Below are 19,581 nucleotides of genomic sequence, written 5' to 3'. Positions count from 1 at the left end.
CGCAACTACGCAACGCAACTACGCAATGCAATTGCCAACACATGGAACGTTGACACTGCAGTTTTTGCGCTGCAGAAAATTTTCATCAGCATCGCCACCTTTCAATGCGCCATTTTCTAGCGGTTTTGCGGATAAAAACTTTAATAATATTGATAATCTCAGCGATGAGCGCACGTCCCCACTTGCTTTGATCAAGCAATAATGCAATAAGTATCAGAGAAGTACCAACAAACACAACACCACCAAGAAGCATGTTCCAATTCATGCCGCCCGTCTTTGGTAATTTGAATGGTTTCACCACGTGAATCATGAAAGTCTTAAACTCGTAATCTTTACCCCTTGTGTACTGATTACCGTAAACTTCATTCAACAAATCATATTTAGCACCATGATGATTACTCATATCATCAAAAGATTTCTTAGCTTCTGGTTTCAAAGCCCAAGCAACACACTGATAGTCACCAGTTTTTTCTGGAATACCATCGAGCGTAGCAGTAGTACGTTGAGCAGCATCGAACGGATTATTCGGATTATCCTTAGCGTTATAGCTATACAATTTATGCTGCGCGTTGCAATTAGAATTATTCTTACATTTCTCACGCTCGGAGTACGTATCAACATGACTCCATGTAATTGGATTACTTGCTTTCATACCCGCAAGTTTTGAAACAAAATCACGATCATCATTTTCGCATAAAACTTCCAAGCTTATTTTCTTCTCAGTTTTATTACCACTATTCCACACGTCTTTTGTAGACCAAGCGTCAATAAACGGTTTATGCATAAGACTCATGCCACTCATAATGGTAAGACCGCTACCACTTCCAAACTGACCATCAGCATCACTAATATCAGGCGCGTCAGGAGAATCTGACCTTAGTACTCGAAGCTTTATATCATCGCCTTCCATAGGATCTACTGTCACTTGCGCGTACACTGGATTTGGTTTACTTACACCATCGCCATTACCAGCATCTTTATCCGTAGACTTTGAACCGTCCGGATAATGTACAATCACAGGAATTTTATACACGCCAGGCTTCTGCCACTTAAGCGGCTTAAAAGACATCACTCCATAGTGAGAACCATCACCCGTACCATGGTTTTTACCAGTCTTCCCACCATCGCTAGGCTTATTGTCTTGACCATTATCGTAGAAAGACATTCCATAAGGATGATCCTTATCCTTCTTATACCAACCAGGATTATCTTTCTTATACTGGTTTTCATCAAACTCGAACCAAGTGCCGTCTGGAAGTGCACCTTCTTCTATATCATCCTGATTAGTAGCATTATTAGCACCTTTCTTACTCGTAGGCACATCAGTAACATTCTTATAACCGTTAGTAAGGCTTGCATGATATTCACCAGCCTTCACTTTCAACGGCACGTAACTAGGATTATTCCTATGCGCGTAAGAAGCTTTAACACTAAACTTTAAAGTTTGATCATTCCAATCTTTACCCTTTGAATCCTTAGTCGCACCCTGAGTACCATAATTAGCAAATAGCATTTTCTTATAAACAACACTTCCGCCAGTGTCATTGACAATTATGTCATCGAAACCCTTAAGACTAACAGCATTGTTAAAAGCAAATACGCGACACTCGTACTTACCGCTTTTCTCAGGCGTTCCAGTAATAATCGCGCGAGAGCGAGCCATAGTATTCGTGTTATACTCATCTTTAGTTAAATACGAGTACTTAAAATCATTAAGATTACAATTTTTATCATTCCTGCACTTGTTTTCTTCATCTTCCGTAGCGATTTTCCATTGATGAAAAGCTGTAAACTTTAATCCGTTAACTTCACCAACAGACTCTTTTTTCGCTTCATCCCATTTAAGAAGCGTATAATTATCCTTACTTTCTTCGTGGCAAATAGCACGGAATTTAATCGGAGACTTGTTGTTAGCAGACCACGCGTCAGGTATAAGAAGCTTACTACTATCTATCTGCTTATCTTTATCAAGATTTGTGTAATGATCCGTATGATACGAACCATAAGTAATACGGTCGGAATACTTACTACCGAAATCGTGCATACCTGCACCCTCGGCAATAGAAAAACCTAAATCGTTATTGCCTACAGTAAGTGGCGTTACTTTAACGTGAGCATAAACCTGCCCATTATCCGTACTACTTGAGCCATCAGGATAGTGAGCAATTACAGGAGTATCGTAATTATTAGGATTTTGAGGTTTGCTCGGAGTAAAAGTTACTTCACCAGTACTAGTATTAGTCATTTTTGACCAAGAAAGCACTGGTTTAGAATATTTATTACTCTTACCAAGCTCAAACGTAGTACCTTTCGGAAAATTACCTTTAGTAATCCCCTCGTTTTTTGGAACCGACGTAATTGATTTTCCAGCTTGCACCTGTTTCTTATCATAATCTGGATACACAGGCTTATAAAAATGAGACATAGGCCAAACACGGAATTTAGCTACAACCGTCTCTGAAAAAGGCTGAGTATGATTACAGTTGTACTTATTTGGATTAGGATATGTTACTTTAATCGGTATATAAACTATATGATTCTTATGCGAGTCTGCCGGATTAAAATACACTTTGCCTGTGGACTTGTCAATCCACGCATGACCTTGTTGCAAAGTCCCTGGCTTCGGACTATTAGGATCATCAAAAGTAACTTGAGCATTGGAACTCTTATTGTTATCAAAATAAGCGTTACCATCAATAGAATAAGTAAGATTCTTAGGAATATGATCGTATAGTTTACCTCTTTTACCGTCACTGCCATAATCAGGAACAAAACTACCCTTATTATTGAAGTAATCACCAGGATTCTCTTGCCAGTGACCATCATCAGTATAAGCTCTCACAGAAGAAGCTTGACGAGGCTGTGAATCCTCCGACTCTTCAAAATGCAATCCACCAGGCTTAGTCGGATCGGTACTATTATCCCACTCCACGTTATCTGGTATGCCATCACCATCATGATCATAAGGACCATAAGTTGCATAATGACGCTCATGAGATTCAGCATTCGTAGCCTGATATCCAGCAATAATAGGCATGTAACGAATATCAGTACCATCTGGCACATCTGCAGTAATAACCCAACGGTAGCAAGTCGTAGAATTAGCACTCTCAAATGAACGCAGCATTATACCAAAGTCGCCATTGTCATGCCACTTCTTTATTTCGCATAAACTGTAATTCTGAAATTTAGACGTAGGATCAGTATTATATCCACAGCCAAAATGACCATTACCAACAGTATCTTCCCATTGATCATTGAAATCTGTATTGCCATACGTATAATGCCAACGAGAAATTGTTTGAGACCAGCCCCATTTCTTATCCCAAGTTTTCATTGTTTCTGGGATGCCGCTAGCATTCTGAGTTGACCAGTCATTCCACTTTTTCTCGTAAACATTTCGCCTATCTCTTTTCACTCTAATAGTGTCCGTAATAAGCTGTTTCGGAAGATCTACATAAAAAGTAGGTCGCGCTGGAATACGCTGTCTAGGCTGGGGATCTAGTTTTTCAAGAAAAGCATAGTTAAAATATATTTCATACTGCACATGAGTACCATTAGAGTCTTTAGTAATCGTTGGCGTAATATGCATATTTTCAACAGCATTACCAATACCATTACCATTAGCAGTAAAATATCCATAACCGCCATACGACCACATAACCTGCGCAGCGCTTGCAGGCTTAGCTGGCACAACGAGAACAGCAAGAATAGTCGCCACGGCAACAATCAACGCAAGAGTCGCGCGACGAATGTAATACAATTTAGAAGCGTTAGCACTAGAGCACCATTCAGTGCACCTTTTAGATTTTAGCGAAGTTATAGAATCACTAGCATCGTCAATCGCACGATGACGGTTAACAAAACTACAAGCTGCACATATAAGGTTAGAAAAACAGCCATGAAACCATGACATTCTAACGCCTCGATTTCTTAAAATCTAAAAGCTACTCGAATACTCATACCTGTTGGTTTTATAAACTAATAAGCATTGCCCGGGGTGTAGAACACTGCATTGCAAGCAAAAAAGCGCGCAAGCAAGTTACGTAAATAAACGTAAGCCGACTACGTAAACAACGCGAAACTGCTGATGAAAACTAGCGTGCAAGCGTTAAATAAACGTAAGCATACCTAGCTTCCCCAAAACCAGTAGTTAAATTCGCGCCAAACGCTCAAATGCAAAATAACACAGTGCACTACTGCAAAGCACGTATACAGTTGTACCCCCCCCCCCATAGGAAAATTCAAGGAAAATCTACACATTTTTTAATATTCGTAAAAATTACTAGATTCTATAAGAATAACCATAAAATACGTTAAAAATATACTGAAAACTTTATATTTTTCGCTTTTTTAGCATCGAAATTATCACACTCGGCGTGTCTTAAAACACAATATGCAGCACTTTGCATAATAAAACATACTAGATATAGGATTTTCAATAATGTAGATAAAGAGTCAAAGAGTTAAAGAGATAAAAAATGATGCAAAATCTTCAACACCTTCTACATCTTCGCATTACACGTTTTAAAAGACTTTATACTTTTACCAGCCTTAATTTTCTCCAACGCTTTATACGCATCATCTAAAGTCTTAACGCTTACTACGTTTAAACCTTGCGGAATATTGCCAACCACCTCATCGCAATTGCTATTTGGCGCTAGAAACCATCTTGCACCATCTCTTTTAGCAGATATCATCTTTAAACGAATTCCGCCGATTGCCCCAACTTTCCCATTATTATCAATGGTTCCCGTGCCTGCTATTGTTTTGCCGCCAGCCAAATCTACGCCAGTTAGCTTGTTTAAAATACCCAAAGCATACATCATTCCTGCAGAAGGACCGCCAATATCGTCTATATGCATCTTAACTTTTACATTTTTTACATTTACATTAAGATGTTTCTTCGCATAATCCAAAGCCGCCACTTGCGCAGAAGATTGCGAAGAAGTCATCTGCTTATTTGTTTCTTTTTTATAATCACTTGCATTTTGATTTACAGGCACTAACACCTCACGCGGCAAAATCTGCTTTTTTGAATCAAACCAAGATAAAACAGCGTAAATATTTGGAATCTCATACCCTGGCACTCCAGACGTATTTACTGTGACTAAAAGCAATTTGCCACTTTTTGAATGCGATTTTAAGCCCGAAGCAGCTGAAGCAACTTTTTTATTAGGATTATTAGGATTATTAGGATTATCTACGTTTATCACATATTTTCCAGAAGATTTTCCTAAAACGTCTTGAGTTGGTCCTGGCTCTTCAACAACATATGCGCTAGGAAGAAAAAGCACAATAATCGCAAGAACACCAGTAATTAGTCCAATAAAATACTGCACGGATTTTGAAGAAAAATATTTAACAAAATAATTAAAAACTCTACTCATAAAACTTATAACAGTCATACATCCATTACTAAAAACAGCAAATATCTTATTAGTCATAAGAAATAATTCTATACTCAAGCCATACGCATAACGGAATTAGGATTCATTTAAAATATTAAATTAAAAAAGTTACTTAAATTATTGATTTATTGAATGAAAATTGCCGTATATCAGGTAGAATCTGTAATAAGCTGCAAAAAGTCACGCTAATAAATGAATACGAAATAACGTAGAAAATATTAGATGACTTTTAACTAAGACTGTAAGGACTTAACTATGAGCGAAGAAGAAATTCACCAGTGGCTCGTCGACTGCTTTGGTTCTGAACAAGGCGAAAGAGCATGGCACAACTTTGAGAACCTTCCTTTCGACATACGCGAACACATCAAGGAAAGGTGTGGAATTGGAGGACTTCCAACACCAGGCGAAGTTCACGCCATGATGCAAGCTTTTTCTACAGGAGGGTTAAACAATCCTCTTGAAATGAGAGTGACTCTCGAAGATGGTCCAATAAATAAAAAGCTTGCACAATCTATCGCTATTCAAAGATCAACAAGCGATGGAGGAACCGTAAACGCTGAAGTTGCGGACTGTGCCAGAAGAGCACTTAGCCAAGCAAACTTGTGGCTAGACACAAGTTGCAACTTAAATCCTGCGCCAGGAACACCAGATATTCTTTCTAGATCTGATTGGATTGAAGGAACAATAGATTCGTGGGTTAAGTTTGCAAACCCTGTTGCAAAATCTGTGGGAGAGGCTTTTACAAGCGTAATATCCGCAAAATTCGGCGATTCGCAAGATACAGAAGTAGATGGCATATACGATGGAATCATGCCAATTCCTATGCCAGATGAGGTAAAACAACCTGACCAGTTTATGAGATTGCTCGGAAATACATCTTTTGCGATGCAACTAGGATACGCTGCTGGAGCATTATCTCACGAGGTTCATGGAAGCTTCGATCAAGGTATAGCACTACTTAACAATCCAGCTGGAGGTCTTATTCCATACAATTGCATAGATTATGCAAAAACCTGGGGATTAGACGTAACAGAAGTTATGAATTATCTTGCCTTACGCGAACTTGCACACGCTCGCTTGTTTGCGTCTGTACCATGGCTTATGCCACGTTTTGAAGCTCTGATTATAAAGTATGCAGATGGTATTTCTATTGACTTAGATGCTGTAGAAGACCAGCTTAGAGATATTCAAGAAATGGATCCAGAAGCTGTTTCTGGAGCAGTGGATATTTCTAAAGTTGCAGATACAGAAACAGAGGGTCAAAAACAGGCTCTTAGAGGACTGGAAACACTTCTTGCTCTTACAGAAGGCTGGGTTGATTGCGTTATTTGGCGTGCTGGAATGGCACATATTCCACACATCGATCAACTTAGAGAGATGATGAGACGCGAGCGCGCTGCAGGTGGACCTTCGGAAATAACTTTTGAATCTCTTATCGGATTGAGATTAAGACCGCGCAGAATGCGAGAAGCTGCAGCATTATGGGATTCTATTACAAGCGAAAAAGGCATTGAGGAGCGAGACTCTATGTGGAATCATCCTGATCTTTTGCCTGATTTGCCAGAGTCTCAGGATGAGGAAAGCGCAAGTGATAAAAAATCGAATACTACAGATGAAAATAGCACAGATAATAATAAGCAAATAGATTCTGCAGATTCTAAAAACAAAGATGAGGCAAGCAAATCCTATGAGGCTGATTCTACAGATAATGAAGAGTCGTCAGCTTCTAAGATTAAGAACAACGAGTCTGAACATGAAAATTCTTATGAAAATAAGAAAAATAATAATGTTGAGACTAATACTGAAATTAATGCTGAGTCTAATTCTGAATCGGAAACTGAAACAAATAAAAAGTCAAAAGAATCAAGCATAAATATGCCTAATTTGGAAGACTTCAAGAATAGTGAAGATTTAGAAAAGAAACTCAAAGATGTGAATTGGGACGATGAATTAAGCAAACTGTTAGCATCTGATGACACGTCTGACGACGAATCTGATGACGCAAACAACAATGCTGACGAAGATTCAGATAACGGTGAAACTGATTCTGATTCAAATCCCGATTCAGATATAAATAAATAATAAGTGAATAATAAATGAATAATAATAAATAACAATAAATAAATAACAAATGAATAATAAATGAATAGAAATAATAAAACAGAGCGGAAAAACTTGCGATTTTCTTAGAATTATTTTAAACAAATTATTCTAAGAAATGACTTACAGTTCTTTGCATACCACTTCCATAATCCTTGCAAAGAGCGTAAGAAATATGCAAGGTTTTTTCCGCTCTTGTTATTGCAACATACATAAGTCTGCGTTCTTCTTCATCCTCATCTTCACTTCTACTAACAGAAGATCCAAAAGGAAGAAGACCTTCAGAACAGCCAACCAAAAAAACGTGTTTAAATTCCAAACCTTTAGACGCGTGAATTGTAGATATAGTTACAGGAAGTAAAGATTTCTTAATTAAATCAACATGCTTTTTTTCGGAAACATTATCTACAAACTTATTATCTGTATCAGCAAAGGATAAGTCGCCAGCAACCGATGAATTGGAATTGCTTACTTCTGTATTATCTATATTATTATCAAGCACATCAGGTTGAAGACCAGCATCTTTTTTAACAGAAAAATGTAAGCCCAAGCTACCTAATGTTCTACAAAACATATTCTGCTGAACATTAGTGCGCGTAAGAATAGCAAAATCCGTAGGAAGCGCATCCCCCGATTTAACAGCTTTAGAAATCTGCTGAGCAACAGAAAGAGCCTCATCGTAATCAGTATTATAAATACTTTTGGAAACGCGAGCGCCACCCTTAATATTTGATTTTAATTTTAAATAATCACGCCTACACGCAGATTGTGAAAGAACACGATTAGCAAGACCAACAATACGTTCTGTAGACCTGTAATCCGTATTCAAACTAATATCCGCGTAAATTGGTGCAAATTCGTTTGGAAACTCAAGTAAATCGTAGCTACTAGCGCCAGCGAAAGAATAGATGGTTTGTGCAGGATCTCCAACAACGCAAATATTGCGGTTATCGCCCAACCATAGTACAAGAAGCTCATGTTGCAATGGCGAAACATCCTGATATTCATCAACAGTAACCCAACCTATTAAACTACGAATCTGTTTAGCAGCATTAGGGAAAGATCTTAAAATATGACAGGTTAAAAGGAGCAAATCGTTAAAATCAATAAGATTACGCGTATTTTTTTCAATCTCGTACGCTTTATAAACTTCTACGAATTGTTTAACATCTAAGCCCGCAGGGAGTTCTCTGTGAACACAAGCGTATGCTTTCGCATAATCATCTGGTGCAATAAGCGAAACTTTCGCCCAATCAATTTCTGAAATAATATCTCTTATTTGCACAGACGTCATATTTGCAAGATCTGTGTAATGAATCAATGCTTGCTCTGTAACTTCTTTAGGATCATCCATTATTCTTGGAAAAGGAGCTGAGCACACTGAATCCCATACCTTACGTAAATGTTTTAATGCTGCAGAATGAAAAGTTGCAACAGTCGCATTATTAACACCTAATTTTTTAAGACGTTCCTGCATTTCTTTAGCAGCCTTTACAGAGAAAGTTACCGCCAAAACGCGATTTTCATCCCATTCTCCTTTAGCACACGCATACGCTATTCTGCGTGTAATAGTGCGAGTTTTACCAGCACCAGCGCAAGCCACAATGCGAACAGGACCATTTAACGCCATGGCTGCTGCACGCTGTGAATCATCTAAATCATTCAATAATGACTCTGGAGAAGAAATCATATTTCTATTGTTACAGCAAACAAAGAGAAAATAAAAGATTAAAACACAAATGTGGTTAAAGGTTATTTGACTATATCTCGCTGCTTTGTATTACTGTTGAACTGTGACACAGATAAGCAGATTCAAGTTGGTAGCGCTGGCCTCATCGGTCATGCCAGAAGTACAATTCGCCGGAACCCGCCAAAGTGAGCAGGCAAACGCCACCGATGCCGCTGCGGGAATATCTCATGCCGTTATCCAAGACGTTTCTGGTAACCTTTATGACATTTTTGTAAGCTCCGAGGAAAAAGGGCAAAAACGCTTACACGACAGAGCGAGAGCAGCATGGGTGCTGCAAAAAACCAAAGGACTTGCAGCTCTTGGATTTGCACACGAAGAAATGCTTAAGTTTGTTCCTGGCTCTCTTTCAAACCAGAACAATCAAAATACGCAAAATACAAAAGCTGCGCAATCTGTACAATCTGCACAAGCTGCACAATCTGCTCAAGAAAATAACCAATCTGATTCAAACAGCTTATATGGCGAAAGACTTGGACAGGCAGATTTTAATAATCCAACAGTATTGATTTGCCCACATTTAAACGGAAGCGCTAGAGAATTAAGCCTTCTTACAACAGACGATTGCGTAAACGCTGGCACAGCCATGGGCGCGATTCACCGACTAAGCCCAGCATTTTTAACAAAAGGCGGCTACCCTACTTTTACTACTGGTCAGATTCGAGCACAATTAACATCTTGGATTAAAAGGCTACGTCAAGCTGGTCACATTCCTACTGAAATCACCGATAACTGGTCCAGAGTGCTTGAAACCGATGGATTGTGGGCATTTGACACTTGCCCTGTTCACGGCGGTTTTAAAGATGGAGATTTTCTATTTTCTGGATCTACGATTACTGCAATAACCAATTGGCAGAGCATGCAAATCAACGATCCTGCGCGAGATTTAGCGTGGATTTTTGCAAAACTTAATGAACAGCATAGGAATGCACTTCTTAGCGCTTACGGAAGAATGCTTGGAGCCAGATTAGACAGCATGATTATGCTTCGCGCAAACCTATGGCTTCAAATGGAGCAGGTTGGCGACTTCGTTCAAGCTTTGCAGCGTGCAGATACAACTGGAATCATGCGCTTTAAAGCACAAGTAGAACGTCTTGCTCACGAGCTTACGCGTATAAACAATTCTAGAAACGCAAACGCTAATCAAAACAACAATTCAAGCGAAAATCCTGCGTCTTCTCTAACAGTAGGAGATATAGTTAAAGACGATACTATTGAATCTTCTGATGCCACAAATGAGAGCAATATAAGTGCTAAAAGTCAGACAATTGCTTTAAACAGCAATAACGACAGCACGAGTGAAAACCCTACAAAAGTGAACTATTCAAATTCACAAGCACAAGAAGATTCTTACAAAGAGTCTGATAATACGAATGCTACTAAAACTACATCTGTTGCTGATAATCTAGAAACACAAGTTATAAATAGCATTATCAATAACGCCGATAATAGCAACAAGAATAGTGACGGAAGCATCGAAAGCAAGATCGAGAGCAATAACAGCATCGAAAGTAAAGATAACAATGTAGAAAATACTGGCGAAAATAATAATGAAGATTTAGATAAGCCAGCAACTATTATTATCCCAATGCTAAAAGATGCAGATCAAGCTATTAAAGATGCTAAAGACAAACTGAGTAATTCGTAAATGCTAAATATTAGATGCTAAATATTAAGTAAAATCGAAGAAACCAAGTATTAAAAGTATTAAGGTATTAAAAGTATCAAAAGTATTAAAGGAAACAAAATGAAGGTAACAATCGGAGTTAAACACGTAAACGACACTATCAGCTTTGAATCAGAACAAAGCGAAGAAGACGTGCAGAATATTATAACCAATGCAATTAAAGACGAAAAATTAATCACCATTACAGATAAAAATAACAGGAAAATTGTTGTACCTAGCAACTCTTTTGCCTATGCAATAATCGGAGATACTCCAACACACACTGTTGGTTTCAACGCATTGTAATTACAAAACTAGCGATTTAGGATTTTACTCACTACTTCGTCGCTAGTTGTTTCTTCACCAAGACTATTTGGTTTCCCGCTTCCGTGCCAATCAGAGCCGCCAGTAACAAGCAAATCCAAGTCTTTTGCTAATCCAAATAGTCTTTGTCTTTGAGTTAAAGAATTACCACGATGATACACTTCTAAACCATCGAGACCTAAACTAGCGTAATAAGCAATTTGAGAGTCTGAAAGTATAACAGGATTCCTACTATAATCCGCAGGATGTGCAATAACGCTCACTCCCCCAGCATGTTTAATAACTTTAATAACTTCATCAACGCTGGGAGATGGCGTAGGAATGTAATAAGGTCCATGAGGCGCTACTGGCCCTGCAAAAGCCTGAGATCTTGTTTCAAAAACACCTGCAGCAACCAATGCATCGGCAATATGCGGTCTGCCAATCGTAGTCAGATTCCCTTTGCCTGCTTGATCAAGAACATCTTGCCAAGTAATCGGAAAATCGTGCGACATAAGCTCCACCATTTTACGCGTACGATTTAAACGACGTTTCCTTGTTAAATCAAACATTTCAATAATGCACTCGTCGTTTGGATTATAACGATAAGCAAGCATATGAACAGATATATTACCTTCTACAGATGTGATTTCGGATCCAAAAATAACTGGAAAATCCGCAATCTTAGCAGCTTCTTTAAAATCACTCCAACCAGCAGTAGTATCGTGATCTGTAATAGCCACACCTTTAAGACCAATAGTTTTAGCTTCATTTACCAAATCTTCTGGCGACTTTGTACCATCGGAATAAAAGGTATGACAATGCAAATCCCAACCAGAATTATTCTCATCAGGGTTTGCAAAAAAATCAATATCAGCGCTAGTGCTAGTTACAGTCATACAATTATCGTAAACTGTGGCATGTAACGTTTATCTTATAAACGATTAATCCCTACATTATTAGCGTTTACAGGAGTACTTATGGATAGCTGTAATTCACAAACAGAACTCACTAATATAAATGAGCTATCTAAAACGGAAAACGATGTAGACGGAAAAACACTTTGCGAAACAAACTCATTAAAAAGCTGGAGACATTCTGCTACTTGGGTTTACGCTATTATGCTAGTTACTTCTGCAATAGCCCTTCTAACATCTCTAATATTATCTTCTGAGACTTTAGCTCTTGCGCGCACACCGCACAAAGCGCTTGGATGCGATATAAACACTCTCGTATCATGCTCTAAAGTAGCTCAAACATGGCAAGCAGAATTCATACGATTTGGCGAACTAAGCTTCCCTAACGCCTTCTTTGGAATAGCAGCCGAAAGCGTATTTGTAACACTTGCTGTAATTGGAATAGCAAAAGTAAAACTTCCAAAATGGCTAGCGATATTTAGTTGGGTAGGCGGATTATGCGCACTCTCGTACGCGTATTGGCTGTTTTCTCAATCAATGTTCGTAATACAAGTTCTTTGCCCATGGTGCTTAGTACTAATGTTTTGCACTACTCTACAGTTCATGTCACTTAGCCATGCAACAGTTAGCGCGCAAGGAATTGGATTAAAAAATAAAATTCTAAACGCGTACTACAGAATTAACTACGATTTAATCGTAGACTCACTATGGATATTCGTAATCGTGCTATTAATTTTAAGCAAATACGGTCATGCTATATTTAGTTGGATCAAAATCTCATACAACTAAATTCATCACATATTTCATCACATATTTATAAACTGCAATTCAAATTAAAGTTATAATCAGCATTCACTATTAAGCAGCGATTGCGATAGCTTAGCAATACGATCGCTTGAATCGGAGTTAGTGAGCACAACACTCCCCTCGTCATCTTTATCCGCAAGAAGATTCATTGAATCCAACACGCTTTTAAGATGATGAATAGTGCCAGCATTACCATCTACAATCTTCACGCAATCAGGCAAAAACTCGCGAAAATAACTTTTATAAAACACAAAATGAGTACAGCCTAAAACAACTGAATCAACATTTTTTAAATCATAAGAATCAAAATACTTATGCAAAGCACTCATAACAATATTTTTATTGCCTAAATCACCATTTTCCACAATTTCTACCAAATCTGGACACGGTCTAGAAAAAATTTGGTGATCTTGCGTAAAACGATTCATAAGTTCCGCAAACTTGCGCTCTTTAAGCGTTAAAGGAGTAGCCGCAACAATCACGCGCTGAGGCTTGCCGCCACCTAAATCGCAAGCAAGCTTAAGAGCAGGCTCCATGCCAATAATCGGCATACTATAATGCTCACGCAAATCTTTAACAGCAGCAGAAGTGGCAGTATTGCAAGCAATCACAATAGCTTTAACATTAAGACTTGCAAAATGCTCAACAATCTTAAAACTAAGCTCACGCACTTCTTGCGGAGTTTTTATGCCATATGGAGCATTAGCAGAATCCCCAAAGTATATAATGCGCTCATTTGGCATTGCTTCTCGAAGCTCACGGACTACAGAAATACCACCTAACCCAGAGTCAAATACACCTATTGGAGCGCATGAAGACATAAAAACCTCCTAATAAACTCTTACAATGGTACTTTTTAGCACAAACATAATCATTGCAAAACAGCATCAATAAAACTGCGCGTGTATGGATTTTTAGGTAAACGCAATACATCTTTAACGCTTCCCTGCTCAACAATCCTTCCGCCTTTTATAACACTAACTTGGCTAGCAATGCGGCTTACTAAAGCCAAATCATGCGTTATAAACAAGCACGAAAAGTTGTACTGCTTTTGCAAGCTACTTAAAAGATTTAGGATTTTTAGGCAATGATTTGCATCTAACGCCGAAGTCGGCTCATCTGCAATAATCAAAGAAGGACGATTTATTAACGCTCGCGCAATGCCAACTCGCTGTTTTTGGCCGCCAGAAAGCTCGTGCGGGAACCTGTTTATTAAGCTTAATGGCAAATGCACTTGATTAAAAACAAGCTCCACGCGCTTTTTGCGCTCTTCTTCGCTAAGACTTTTATTGACAATAAGAGGCTCGGCAATGCTCCAACCTACAGTTTTTAAAGGATTTAGCGCCGAGCCAGAATCTTGAAAAATGAACCCAATATTGCTTAAAATCTTGCGATTTGCGCGCTTTTTGCAATCGGAGTATAAATTAAGACCCTCTATGCTTATGCTGCCAGATTCTGGCTTAAGCTGACCAGAAATAAGCTTTGCAATCGTTGTTTTTCCAGCACCAGATTCACCAACCAGCGCATGCGTCTTCCCCTTTAAAATATTAAGGTTCAAATCACTTATTGCGTATTTAGAAGGGTTGAAAATTTTAGAATACTTAGCATATTTAGCAGAAACATTTTGAATGTTTACGCAAAAATCGCCAGCCTCCGAACTAGTTGATTCGCTAGCTAAATTACTAATATCAAAATCAACAATAGAGTCTAAAAGAGAGCACGTATAGCTGTTTTTAGGATTAGAAAACACATCTTTAACTAGCCCACTTTCAACAATACTGCCACTGTTCATAACATAAACTGTGTTTGCAACAGCCTTAACAACGCTCATATTATGCGTAATAATCAAAACCGCAATATTATGCTTTTTAGCTAAATCGCGCAAAAGCTGCAAAATCTTACGCTGAGTTGTAACATCCAAAGCTGTTGTAGGCTCGTCTGCAATAAGCAAAGAAGGTCGATTAATAATTGCCATTGCAATCATTGCGCGCTGAAGCTGCCCTCCAGAAAGTTCGTGCGGATAAGACCTATAAACGCGATTTACATCCTTTAGGCCAACCTCGCTAAGGGAATCAAGAACTCGCGATTTTTTAGCGCGAGCGCTCGTCTTGCCAAACTTTTCGGGATGATATTTTAATGACTCTTCAATTTGCTTGCCAATACGCATAACTGGATTAAATGCGGTAGATGGCTCTTGGAATACCATTGAAATAAGCCCCGAACGAATATAAGAATACGGAGCATTATTGCTTAGTAAATCCAAACTGTCATTAGCGCTTGTATTAATAACCGCTTTGCCAGAAACACTAAAATCGCCTGGAAGAAGACCCATTAACGCCAACGAAGTTAAGGACTTTCCCGAACCAGATTCGCCAACCAGCGCACTAATTTTGCCCGCATATAAGTTTAAATATACGTTATGCGTAATCTGATTTTTGCCAATCGCAATAGACAAGTTACTAACGCTAAGCACTGGGTTTTCGCGATTTTCCAACATTTTCTTAAATCCTTTTCTAGTTTCTAAGCGAAACTCGCGCATAGTTTGGATAAGCCGGGAAAGACCCAACGAAGAAGTTTTCCACATTGCTTCCGTGAATATAAGTGTTCTTAGAGTAAATAAGCGGAACAATTGGAGAATCGCGCATAATCTCTTTATCAACCTGCTGCCAAAGCAAATCTGCACGCGACTTATCTATAACGCCAACAGCTTGGCGAATCAAGGAATCCACTTTTGGATTCGAGTAGCGAGATATATTCCAATTGCCGCCACCTATTTGCGAAGAATCAAAAAGCGGACCAATATTTGCATACGCAGAAGGAAAATCAGGCTGCCATTTAGACAAAGCTAAATCGTAGTCGCCAGAATCGCCAGTAATCATATCTGTAAAAATCTGCGAATCCACAGTTCGTATAGAAACATCAATTCCAATGCGCTTTAAGCTTGCTTGAATAGAAGATGCCACTTGCGCCTGATCTGGGCGAGCAATAAGACTAAACTTTAGTTTAGATTTACCCGATTCCTTTAATAATTGTTTAGCCTTTTCTACGTCCCCACGTGGATTTGCAGAATATAGATTATAGACTTTGCGCGCGCTTACGCCTGGAGTAATAAGCGTTGTTGCAAAGCCGCCAGCAACCGCACCGCCCTTTGCTCGCTGATACGACTGCTTATCTACAGCGTACTGAATTGCCTTGCGAATCTTAACATCTTTAATACGTCGATTGTTCATGGCCAAGTATTCCAACGCTCCGTCACCGCTTGTAATTAAAAGATTGCTTGACTTGTAGCTTGCTTTAGCTTGCGCGCGTTGAGCTGGAGGCACAAAATCTGCAAGAATAGCATTGTCTGCACCAGAATTGCCTTGAATCATAGATTGTGCAGCAACAGAAGGATCAACGCCAAGCTTCCAAATTATCTTGTCTGGGTAATTAGCTCGAATTGAATCCGCGCTGGAATCCCAATTAGTGTTTCTAACCATAACAATTTGCTTGCCAACTTCGTTTTCAACAATTTTGTACGGTCCAGAAGCAACTGGGCTTTTGCCATAATCCTGCGCGTTCCCAGAATTTAGTGGAACGGGAGCGAATGCAGCCAAAGACGCAACCCAAGGCCAATTAGCAAAAGCAGCATTTAGCTTAAAAATGATTGTTTGATTGTCTGGAGTTTCAATCGAATCCAAAGATTTGCCACTAAACGGACCGACATAGTCTTTAGCGCCTTGTAAAAGCGCTTTGTGGTAACCAAATCCGCCTGTAAGCGAGTTTGCAAAAGAACGCTCAATACCATATTTAATATCTTTAGACGTTATTGGGCTTCCATCCTGGTATTTAATGCCTTTTTTAAGAGTGTACTTCCAAGTTTTTCCATCGTCTAAAGCAGTTCCTGTATCTGTTGCTAAATCGGCAACAACACGCGTTTTGCCACTTGGCGTTACTTTCCACGTTGTTAAAGCGCGGAAAACTAGGCTATTAGAGGTTATTGGTAAACCCTGACTTCTTGCAGGATCAAAATCCATTTTTGATTCGGAGCTTAGAATCGTAAGCGTTCCGCCCTTTTTTGGATTACTATTAAGCACAGAAGCATTAGGGAGTCTTTTTTGTAGATTTTGACCACTTTGCACAGCAGATCCGCAAGCAGAAAATGCATAAACCAGTGAAAACACTAGAATTACGGAAATTGCTCTTAATGTATTTAGAGCAAAACCACGATTAACTTTTTTGATGATTTGATAATAATTTTGCATATTTTGTGTATTTTGCATGATTTTTCCTTAATTTTTTATAAAGTTATAAAGTTATTAAAAATTTTTATTATTGTGATTTAAAGAAGACTTTAGTAGCGACTTTAGTTGCAACCTTAATGGCGATTTTGCTGGCGATTTTAACGCTCGCTAATCACCGCTTTAAAGGGCGACTTTAGCCGCTCTAGGATCAAGCAAACAATAACAGAGGTCAACAATAAGATTTGCAATTATTACAAGAGCTGCCGAAAACAGCGTAACTCCAACCAAAACTTGCAAATCAAAAGTCTTAACAGCGTCTAAAAGAAGCGAACCCAACCCGTGCATAGAGAACACACGCTCAGTTATAACCGCTCCACCAAGAAGACCGCCAAGATCTAAACCAAACATTGTAAATATTGGTAAAATCGCATTTCGCAAAGCATGATTTACTACAACATGTGAATCGGGCATGCCCTTTGCTCTTGCAGTTCGCACATAATCTTTACCAAATTCCCTAATCATTGTAGAACGAGTAATGCGCGCATAAAAAGCGCCATTTATCAACGCTAAAACAATCCAAGCGAGTAGCAGATGCCAAGCCCAGTCAAAAGGATTAGCAAAGAAGCTAACATATCCACCCGTAGGAAAAACGGGAATGTAAACCGCAAAAGCAATAATCGCCAGCAAACCAATTAAGTAGGTAGGAGACGAAATACCAATCGAAGATATTGCTACAATTAAGCGGTCAATCCACGAATCACGCTTAACCGCTTGCAAAACGCCTGCAAATACGCCAATTATCATCCACAAAACAGCAGCGCCAATGGCGATTGATGCTGTAACTGGAAAACGACTAAAAATCAAACCAGTAACAGGCTCATTAAGCGCAAAAGACCATCCTAAGCAAGGAGCCGCGCAAACAATTGCGCTGGCAGATGCAGAATCGCCAAAAGTACGGCCAACAAAAATACCCTGCAAATAGTTAAAAAGCTGACTATACCAAGGCAAATCAGTTCCCATAAACGCAGAAACTTGTGCTAAACGCTCAGGCGTGCAAGGTTTGCCGCACATAAGCTGAGCAGGATTTGTTGGAGTCATAAAGAAAATCAAAAACATTGCCATTGCAATAACAGCAATAACAGCCAAAGCGCTTGCAACGCGCCTAATAATGTAAAGAAAAACGCTCATGCTGCTATCTCCATTTTTGAAGAAAGCCAATCGCCCAGCATATTAAACCCGAGCGCAAGCAGGGACAAAGATAAACCTGGGAATATTAAATACCACGGGTCTACCAATGCCCACTGCACTGCGTCGGATATTGAGCGTCCCCACGAAGGCGAAGGCGGATTCATGCCAACGCCAAGAAATGAAAGTGCCGCTTCGAGTGCAATACGGCCTGGTATAGAAAGTGTTGTATTAACAATGATTATTGGAAGCATGTTTGGCAAAATCTGATTGCGCAAAACATGAAAAGCACTAGCGCCCATAACTCTAGAAGCCACAGCAAAATGGCGATTTTTAAGGCTAAGTGTTTCGCCGCGAACCAATCGCGCCATACTAGGCCAACCAAAAAAGCCGATTACAAGAGTTAAAAGAAGCGGACGCGGGAAAGTTTGAGGCACAATCGCAGAAAGCGCAATCGCAAAGATTAGGAACGGAAACCCAAAGAACACGTCCATAATGCGAGAAATTGCAAAATCAACAAAACCACCAAAATAACCAGCAATAACGCCAATTACAACGCCTAAAACAACGGAGATCGCAGTAGAAGCTAAGCCAATTCCAAGAGAGATTCTTGCGCCGTGAGAGATGATTGCAAATAAGTCAATTCCGCGCAATGGCGTTACACCAAACCAATGTTTTGAGCTTATTCCGCCTATGCCTGTAGGCAACGAAGAATCCGATAAAACATCGGGATTTTCGCTATATGGATCATTACCTGTAATAAGAGTAAAAAGGTCGGCAAAAATCGCCAATAAAACAAACAGTGATATTATTGCAATTCCAACAATTGCGGTAACACTTGATAAGTCGCGCTTACTACGCGAATAAAATACACCGCCCCTTTTCATCGCCACTCATTTCGTTACCTGCACTTTCGTATTGCAATTTTTCTATAAAACTAACAAATACAAACATGAATAAATTTGTATTGTTGTCATAACGAATTTATAGGAAGGTGTGGAAGTGAGCAAATCGGAGTGTCGCATTGCTTCGCTTTTCGCTTAGAGCGTAGCGCGAAAAGCGACTCAATGCGATAGCGCTTGCTCAAAGTGGAAAGCTAATACGCTTTCCACGCAAGCGCGACCCCGATTTCGCCTACACTTAGGCGAAATCCGAAGACCAGCAAAACGCACATAACAAAACAAATCGATGCGATAGCGCTTGCTTCTATAAATAACCTCTA

13 protein-coding genes are annotated in these 19,581 nt (G+C 39.3%); 4 read left to right on the top strand and 9 right to left on the bottom strand.

The window, feature by feature from the left end:
* Window positions 1-85: 85 nt before the first annotated feature.
* Both ACJV45_RS04155 and ACJV45_RS04150 read right to left on the bottom strand, forming a co-directional pair.
* Window positions 86-3,916 carry a Rib/alpha-like domain-containing protein gene (locus tag ACJV45_RS04155; RefSeq protein WP_419397711.1) on the bottom strand — a complete coding sequence of 1,277 codons (3,831 nt, stop codon included), beginning with the start codon at window positions 3,914-3,916 and terminating at the stop codon, window positions 86-88.
* A 589-nt stretch (window positions 3,917-4,505) separates the two neighbouring features.
* Window positions 4,506-5,447, bottom strand: coding sequence for a S16 family serine protease (locus tag ACJV45_RS04150; protein WP_419397710.1), 942 nt, complete (start codon window positions 5,445-5,447; stop codon window positions 4,506-4,508).
* A 219-nt stretch (window positions 5,448-5,666) separates the two neighbouring features.
* On the opposite strand from ACJV45_RS04150, the gene ACJV45_RS04145 reads away from it, so the two are divergent.
* Entirely contained in the window at window positions 5,667-7,493 is a 1,827-nt protein-coding gene (locus tag ACJV45_RS04145) for a zinc-dependent metalloprotease (protein WP_419397709.1), read from the top strand.
* Window positions 7,494-7,617: 124 nt separating this feature from the next.
* On the opposite strand, the gene ACJV45_RS04140 is transcribed toward ACJV45_RS04145, so the two are convergent.
* Window positions 7,618-9,201 carry an ATP-dependent helicase gene (locus ACJV45_RS04140; protein ID WP_410311569.1) on the bottom strand — a complete coding sequence of 528 codons (1,584 nt, stop codon included), beginning with the start codon at window positions 9,199-9,201 and terminating at the stop codon, window positions 7,618-7,620.
* Between the two features lie 151 nt (window positions 9,202-9,352).
* Between ACJV45_RS04140 and ACJV45_RS04135 the strand changes: the two genes are divergently transcribed.
* Entirely contained in the window at window positions 9,353-10,906 is a 1,554-nt protein-coding gene (locus ACJV45_RS04135; RefSeq protein ID WP_419397708.1) for a phosphotransferase, read from the top strand.
* Between the two features lie 99 nt (window positions 10,907-11,005).
* The gene (locus ACJV45_RS04130) at window positions 11,006-11,230 is read left to right on the top strand and encodes a DUF3107 domain-containing protein (RefSeq protein ID WP_004112344.1); all 225 of its coding nucleotides are present in this window, start codon (window positions 11,006-11,008) and stop codon (window positions 11,228-11,230) included.
* An 8-nt stretch (window positions 11,231-11,238) separates the two neighbouring features.
* Here the strand turns inward: ACJV45_RS04130 and ACJV45_RS04125 are convergent, their stop codons facing one another.
* Window positions 11,239-12,126 (bottom strand): PHP domain-containing protein, encoded by an 888-nt coding sequence (locus ACJV45_RS04125; protein WP_192381768.1) that lies wholly within the window; start codon window positions 12,124-12,126, stop codon window positions 11,239-11,241.
* A gap of 81 nt (window positions 12,127-12,207) precedes the next feature.
* On the opposite strand from ACJV45_RS04125, the gene ACJV45_RS04120 reads away from it, so the two are divergent.
* On the top strand, window positions 12,208-12,933 hold the full coding sequence (locus ACJV45_RS04120) for a vitamin K epoxide reductase family protein (protein WP_419397707.1): 726 nt from the start codon (window positions 12,208-12,210) through the stop codon (window positions 12,931-12,933).
* 56 nt (window positions 12,934-12,989) lie between these two features.
* On the opposite strand, the gene murI is transcribed toward ACJV45_RS04120, so the two are convergent.
* The 5 genes from murI to ACJV45_RS04095 all read right to left on the bottom strand — a co-directional run bounded on the left by murI (window position 12,990) and on the right by ACJV45_RS04095 (window position 19,246).
* Complete coding sequence (murI, locus tag ACJV45_RS04115; RefSeq protein ID WP_419397706.1) at window positions 12,990-13,772, bottom strand: glutamate racemase; 783 nt, start codon at window positions 13,770-13,772, stop codon at window positions 12,990-12,992.
* Window positions 13,773-13,822: 50 nt separating this feature from the next.
* The gene (locus ACJV45_RS04110; protein ID WP_419397705.1) at window positions 13,823-15,448 is read right to left on the bottom strand and encodes an ATP-binding cassette domain-containing protein; all 1,626 of its coding nucleotides are present in this window, start codon (window positions 15,446-15,448) and stop codon (window positions 13,823-13,825) included.
* A gap of 16 nt (window positions 15,449-15,464) precedes the next feature.
* Complete coding sequence (locus ACJV45_RS04105; protein ID WP_419397704.1) at window positions 15,465-17,213, bottom strand: ABC transporter substrate-binding protein; 1,749 nt, start codon at window positions 17,211-17,213, stop codon at window positions 15,465-15,467.
* Between the two features lie 141 nt (window positions 17,214-17,354).
* A complete protein-coding gene (locus tag ACJV45_RS04100; protein ID WP_419397703.1) occupies window positions 17,355-18,362 on the bottom strand; it encodes an ABC transporter permease in 1,008 nt (335 codons plus the stop codon).
* Entirely contained in the window at window positions 18,359-19,246 is an 888-nt protein-coding gene (locus ACJV45_RS04095) for an ABC transporter permease (protein WP_060787298.1), read from the bottom strand. The genes ACJV45_RS04100 and ACJV45_RS04095 overlap by 4 nt, the downstream gene beginning before the upstream one ends.
* Window positions 19,247-19,581: the final 335 nt, after the last annotated feature.

Source organism: Gardnerella lacydonensis (assembly GCF_048545055.1).
In the GTDB taxonomy this organism is placed as follows: domain Bacteria; phylum Actinomycetota; class Actinomycetes; order Actinomycetales; family Bifidobacteriaceae; genus Bifidobacterium; species Bifidobacterium vaginale_C.
Note: the sequence above shows the minus strand (reverse complement) of the source record. Positions and strands in the feature narration are given on the sequence as shown.

Coding starts and splice junctions, on each gene's coding strand:
- ACJV45_RS04110 (WP_419397705.1), bottom strand. CDS start 15,448: ATGTTGGAAAATCGCGAAAACCCAGTGCTTAGCGTTAGTAACTTGTCT.
- ACJV45_RS04100 (WP_419397703.1), bottom strand. CDS start 18,362: ATGAGCGTTTTTCTTTACATTATTAGGCGCGTTGCAAGCGCTTTGGCT.
- murI (WP_419397706.1), bottom strand. CDS start 13,772: ATGTCTTCATGCGCTCCAATAGGTGTATTTGACTCTGGGTTAGGTGGT.
- ACJV45_RS04130 (WP_004112344.1), top strand. CDS start 11,006: ATGAAGGTAACAATCGGAGTTAAACACGTAAACGACACTATCAGCTTT.
- ACJV45_RS04125 (WP_192381768.1), bottom strand. CDS start 12,126: ATGACTGTAACTAGCACTAGCGCTGATATTGATTTTTTTGCAAACCCT.
- ACJV45_RS04120 (WP_419397707.1), top strand. CDS start 12,208: ATGGATAGCTGTAATTCACAAACAGAACTCACTAATATAAATGAGCTA.
- ACJV45_RS04150 (WP_419397710.1), bottom strand. CDS start 5,447: ATGACTAATAAGATATTTGCTGTTTTTAGTAATGGATGTATGACTGTT.
- ACJV45_RS04105 (WP_419397704.1), bottom strand. CDS start 17,213: ATGCAAAATACACAAAATATGCAAAATTATTATCAAATCATCAAAAAA.
- ACJV45_RS04135 (WP_419397708.1), top strand. CDS start 9,353: ATGCCAGAAGTACAATTCGCCGGAACCCGCCAAAGTGAGCAGGCAAAC.
- ACJV45_RS04145 (WP_419397709.1), top strand. CDS start 5,667: ATGAGCGAAGAAGAAATTCACCAGTGGCTCGTCGACTGCTTTGGTTCT.
- ACJV45_RS04140 (WP_410311569.1), bottom strand. CDS start 9,201: ATGATTTCTTCTCCAGAGTCATTATTGAATGATTTAGATGATTCACAG.
- ACJV45_RS04155 (WP_419397711.1), bottom strand. CDS start 3,916: ATGTCATGGTTTCATGGCTGTTTTTCTAACCTTATATGTGCAGCTTGT.
- ACJV45_RS04095 (WP_060787298.1), bottom strand. CDS start 19,246: ATGAAAAGGGGCGGTGTATTTTATTCGCGTAGTAAGCGCGACTTATCA.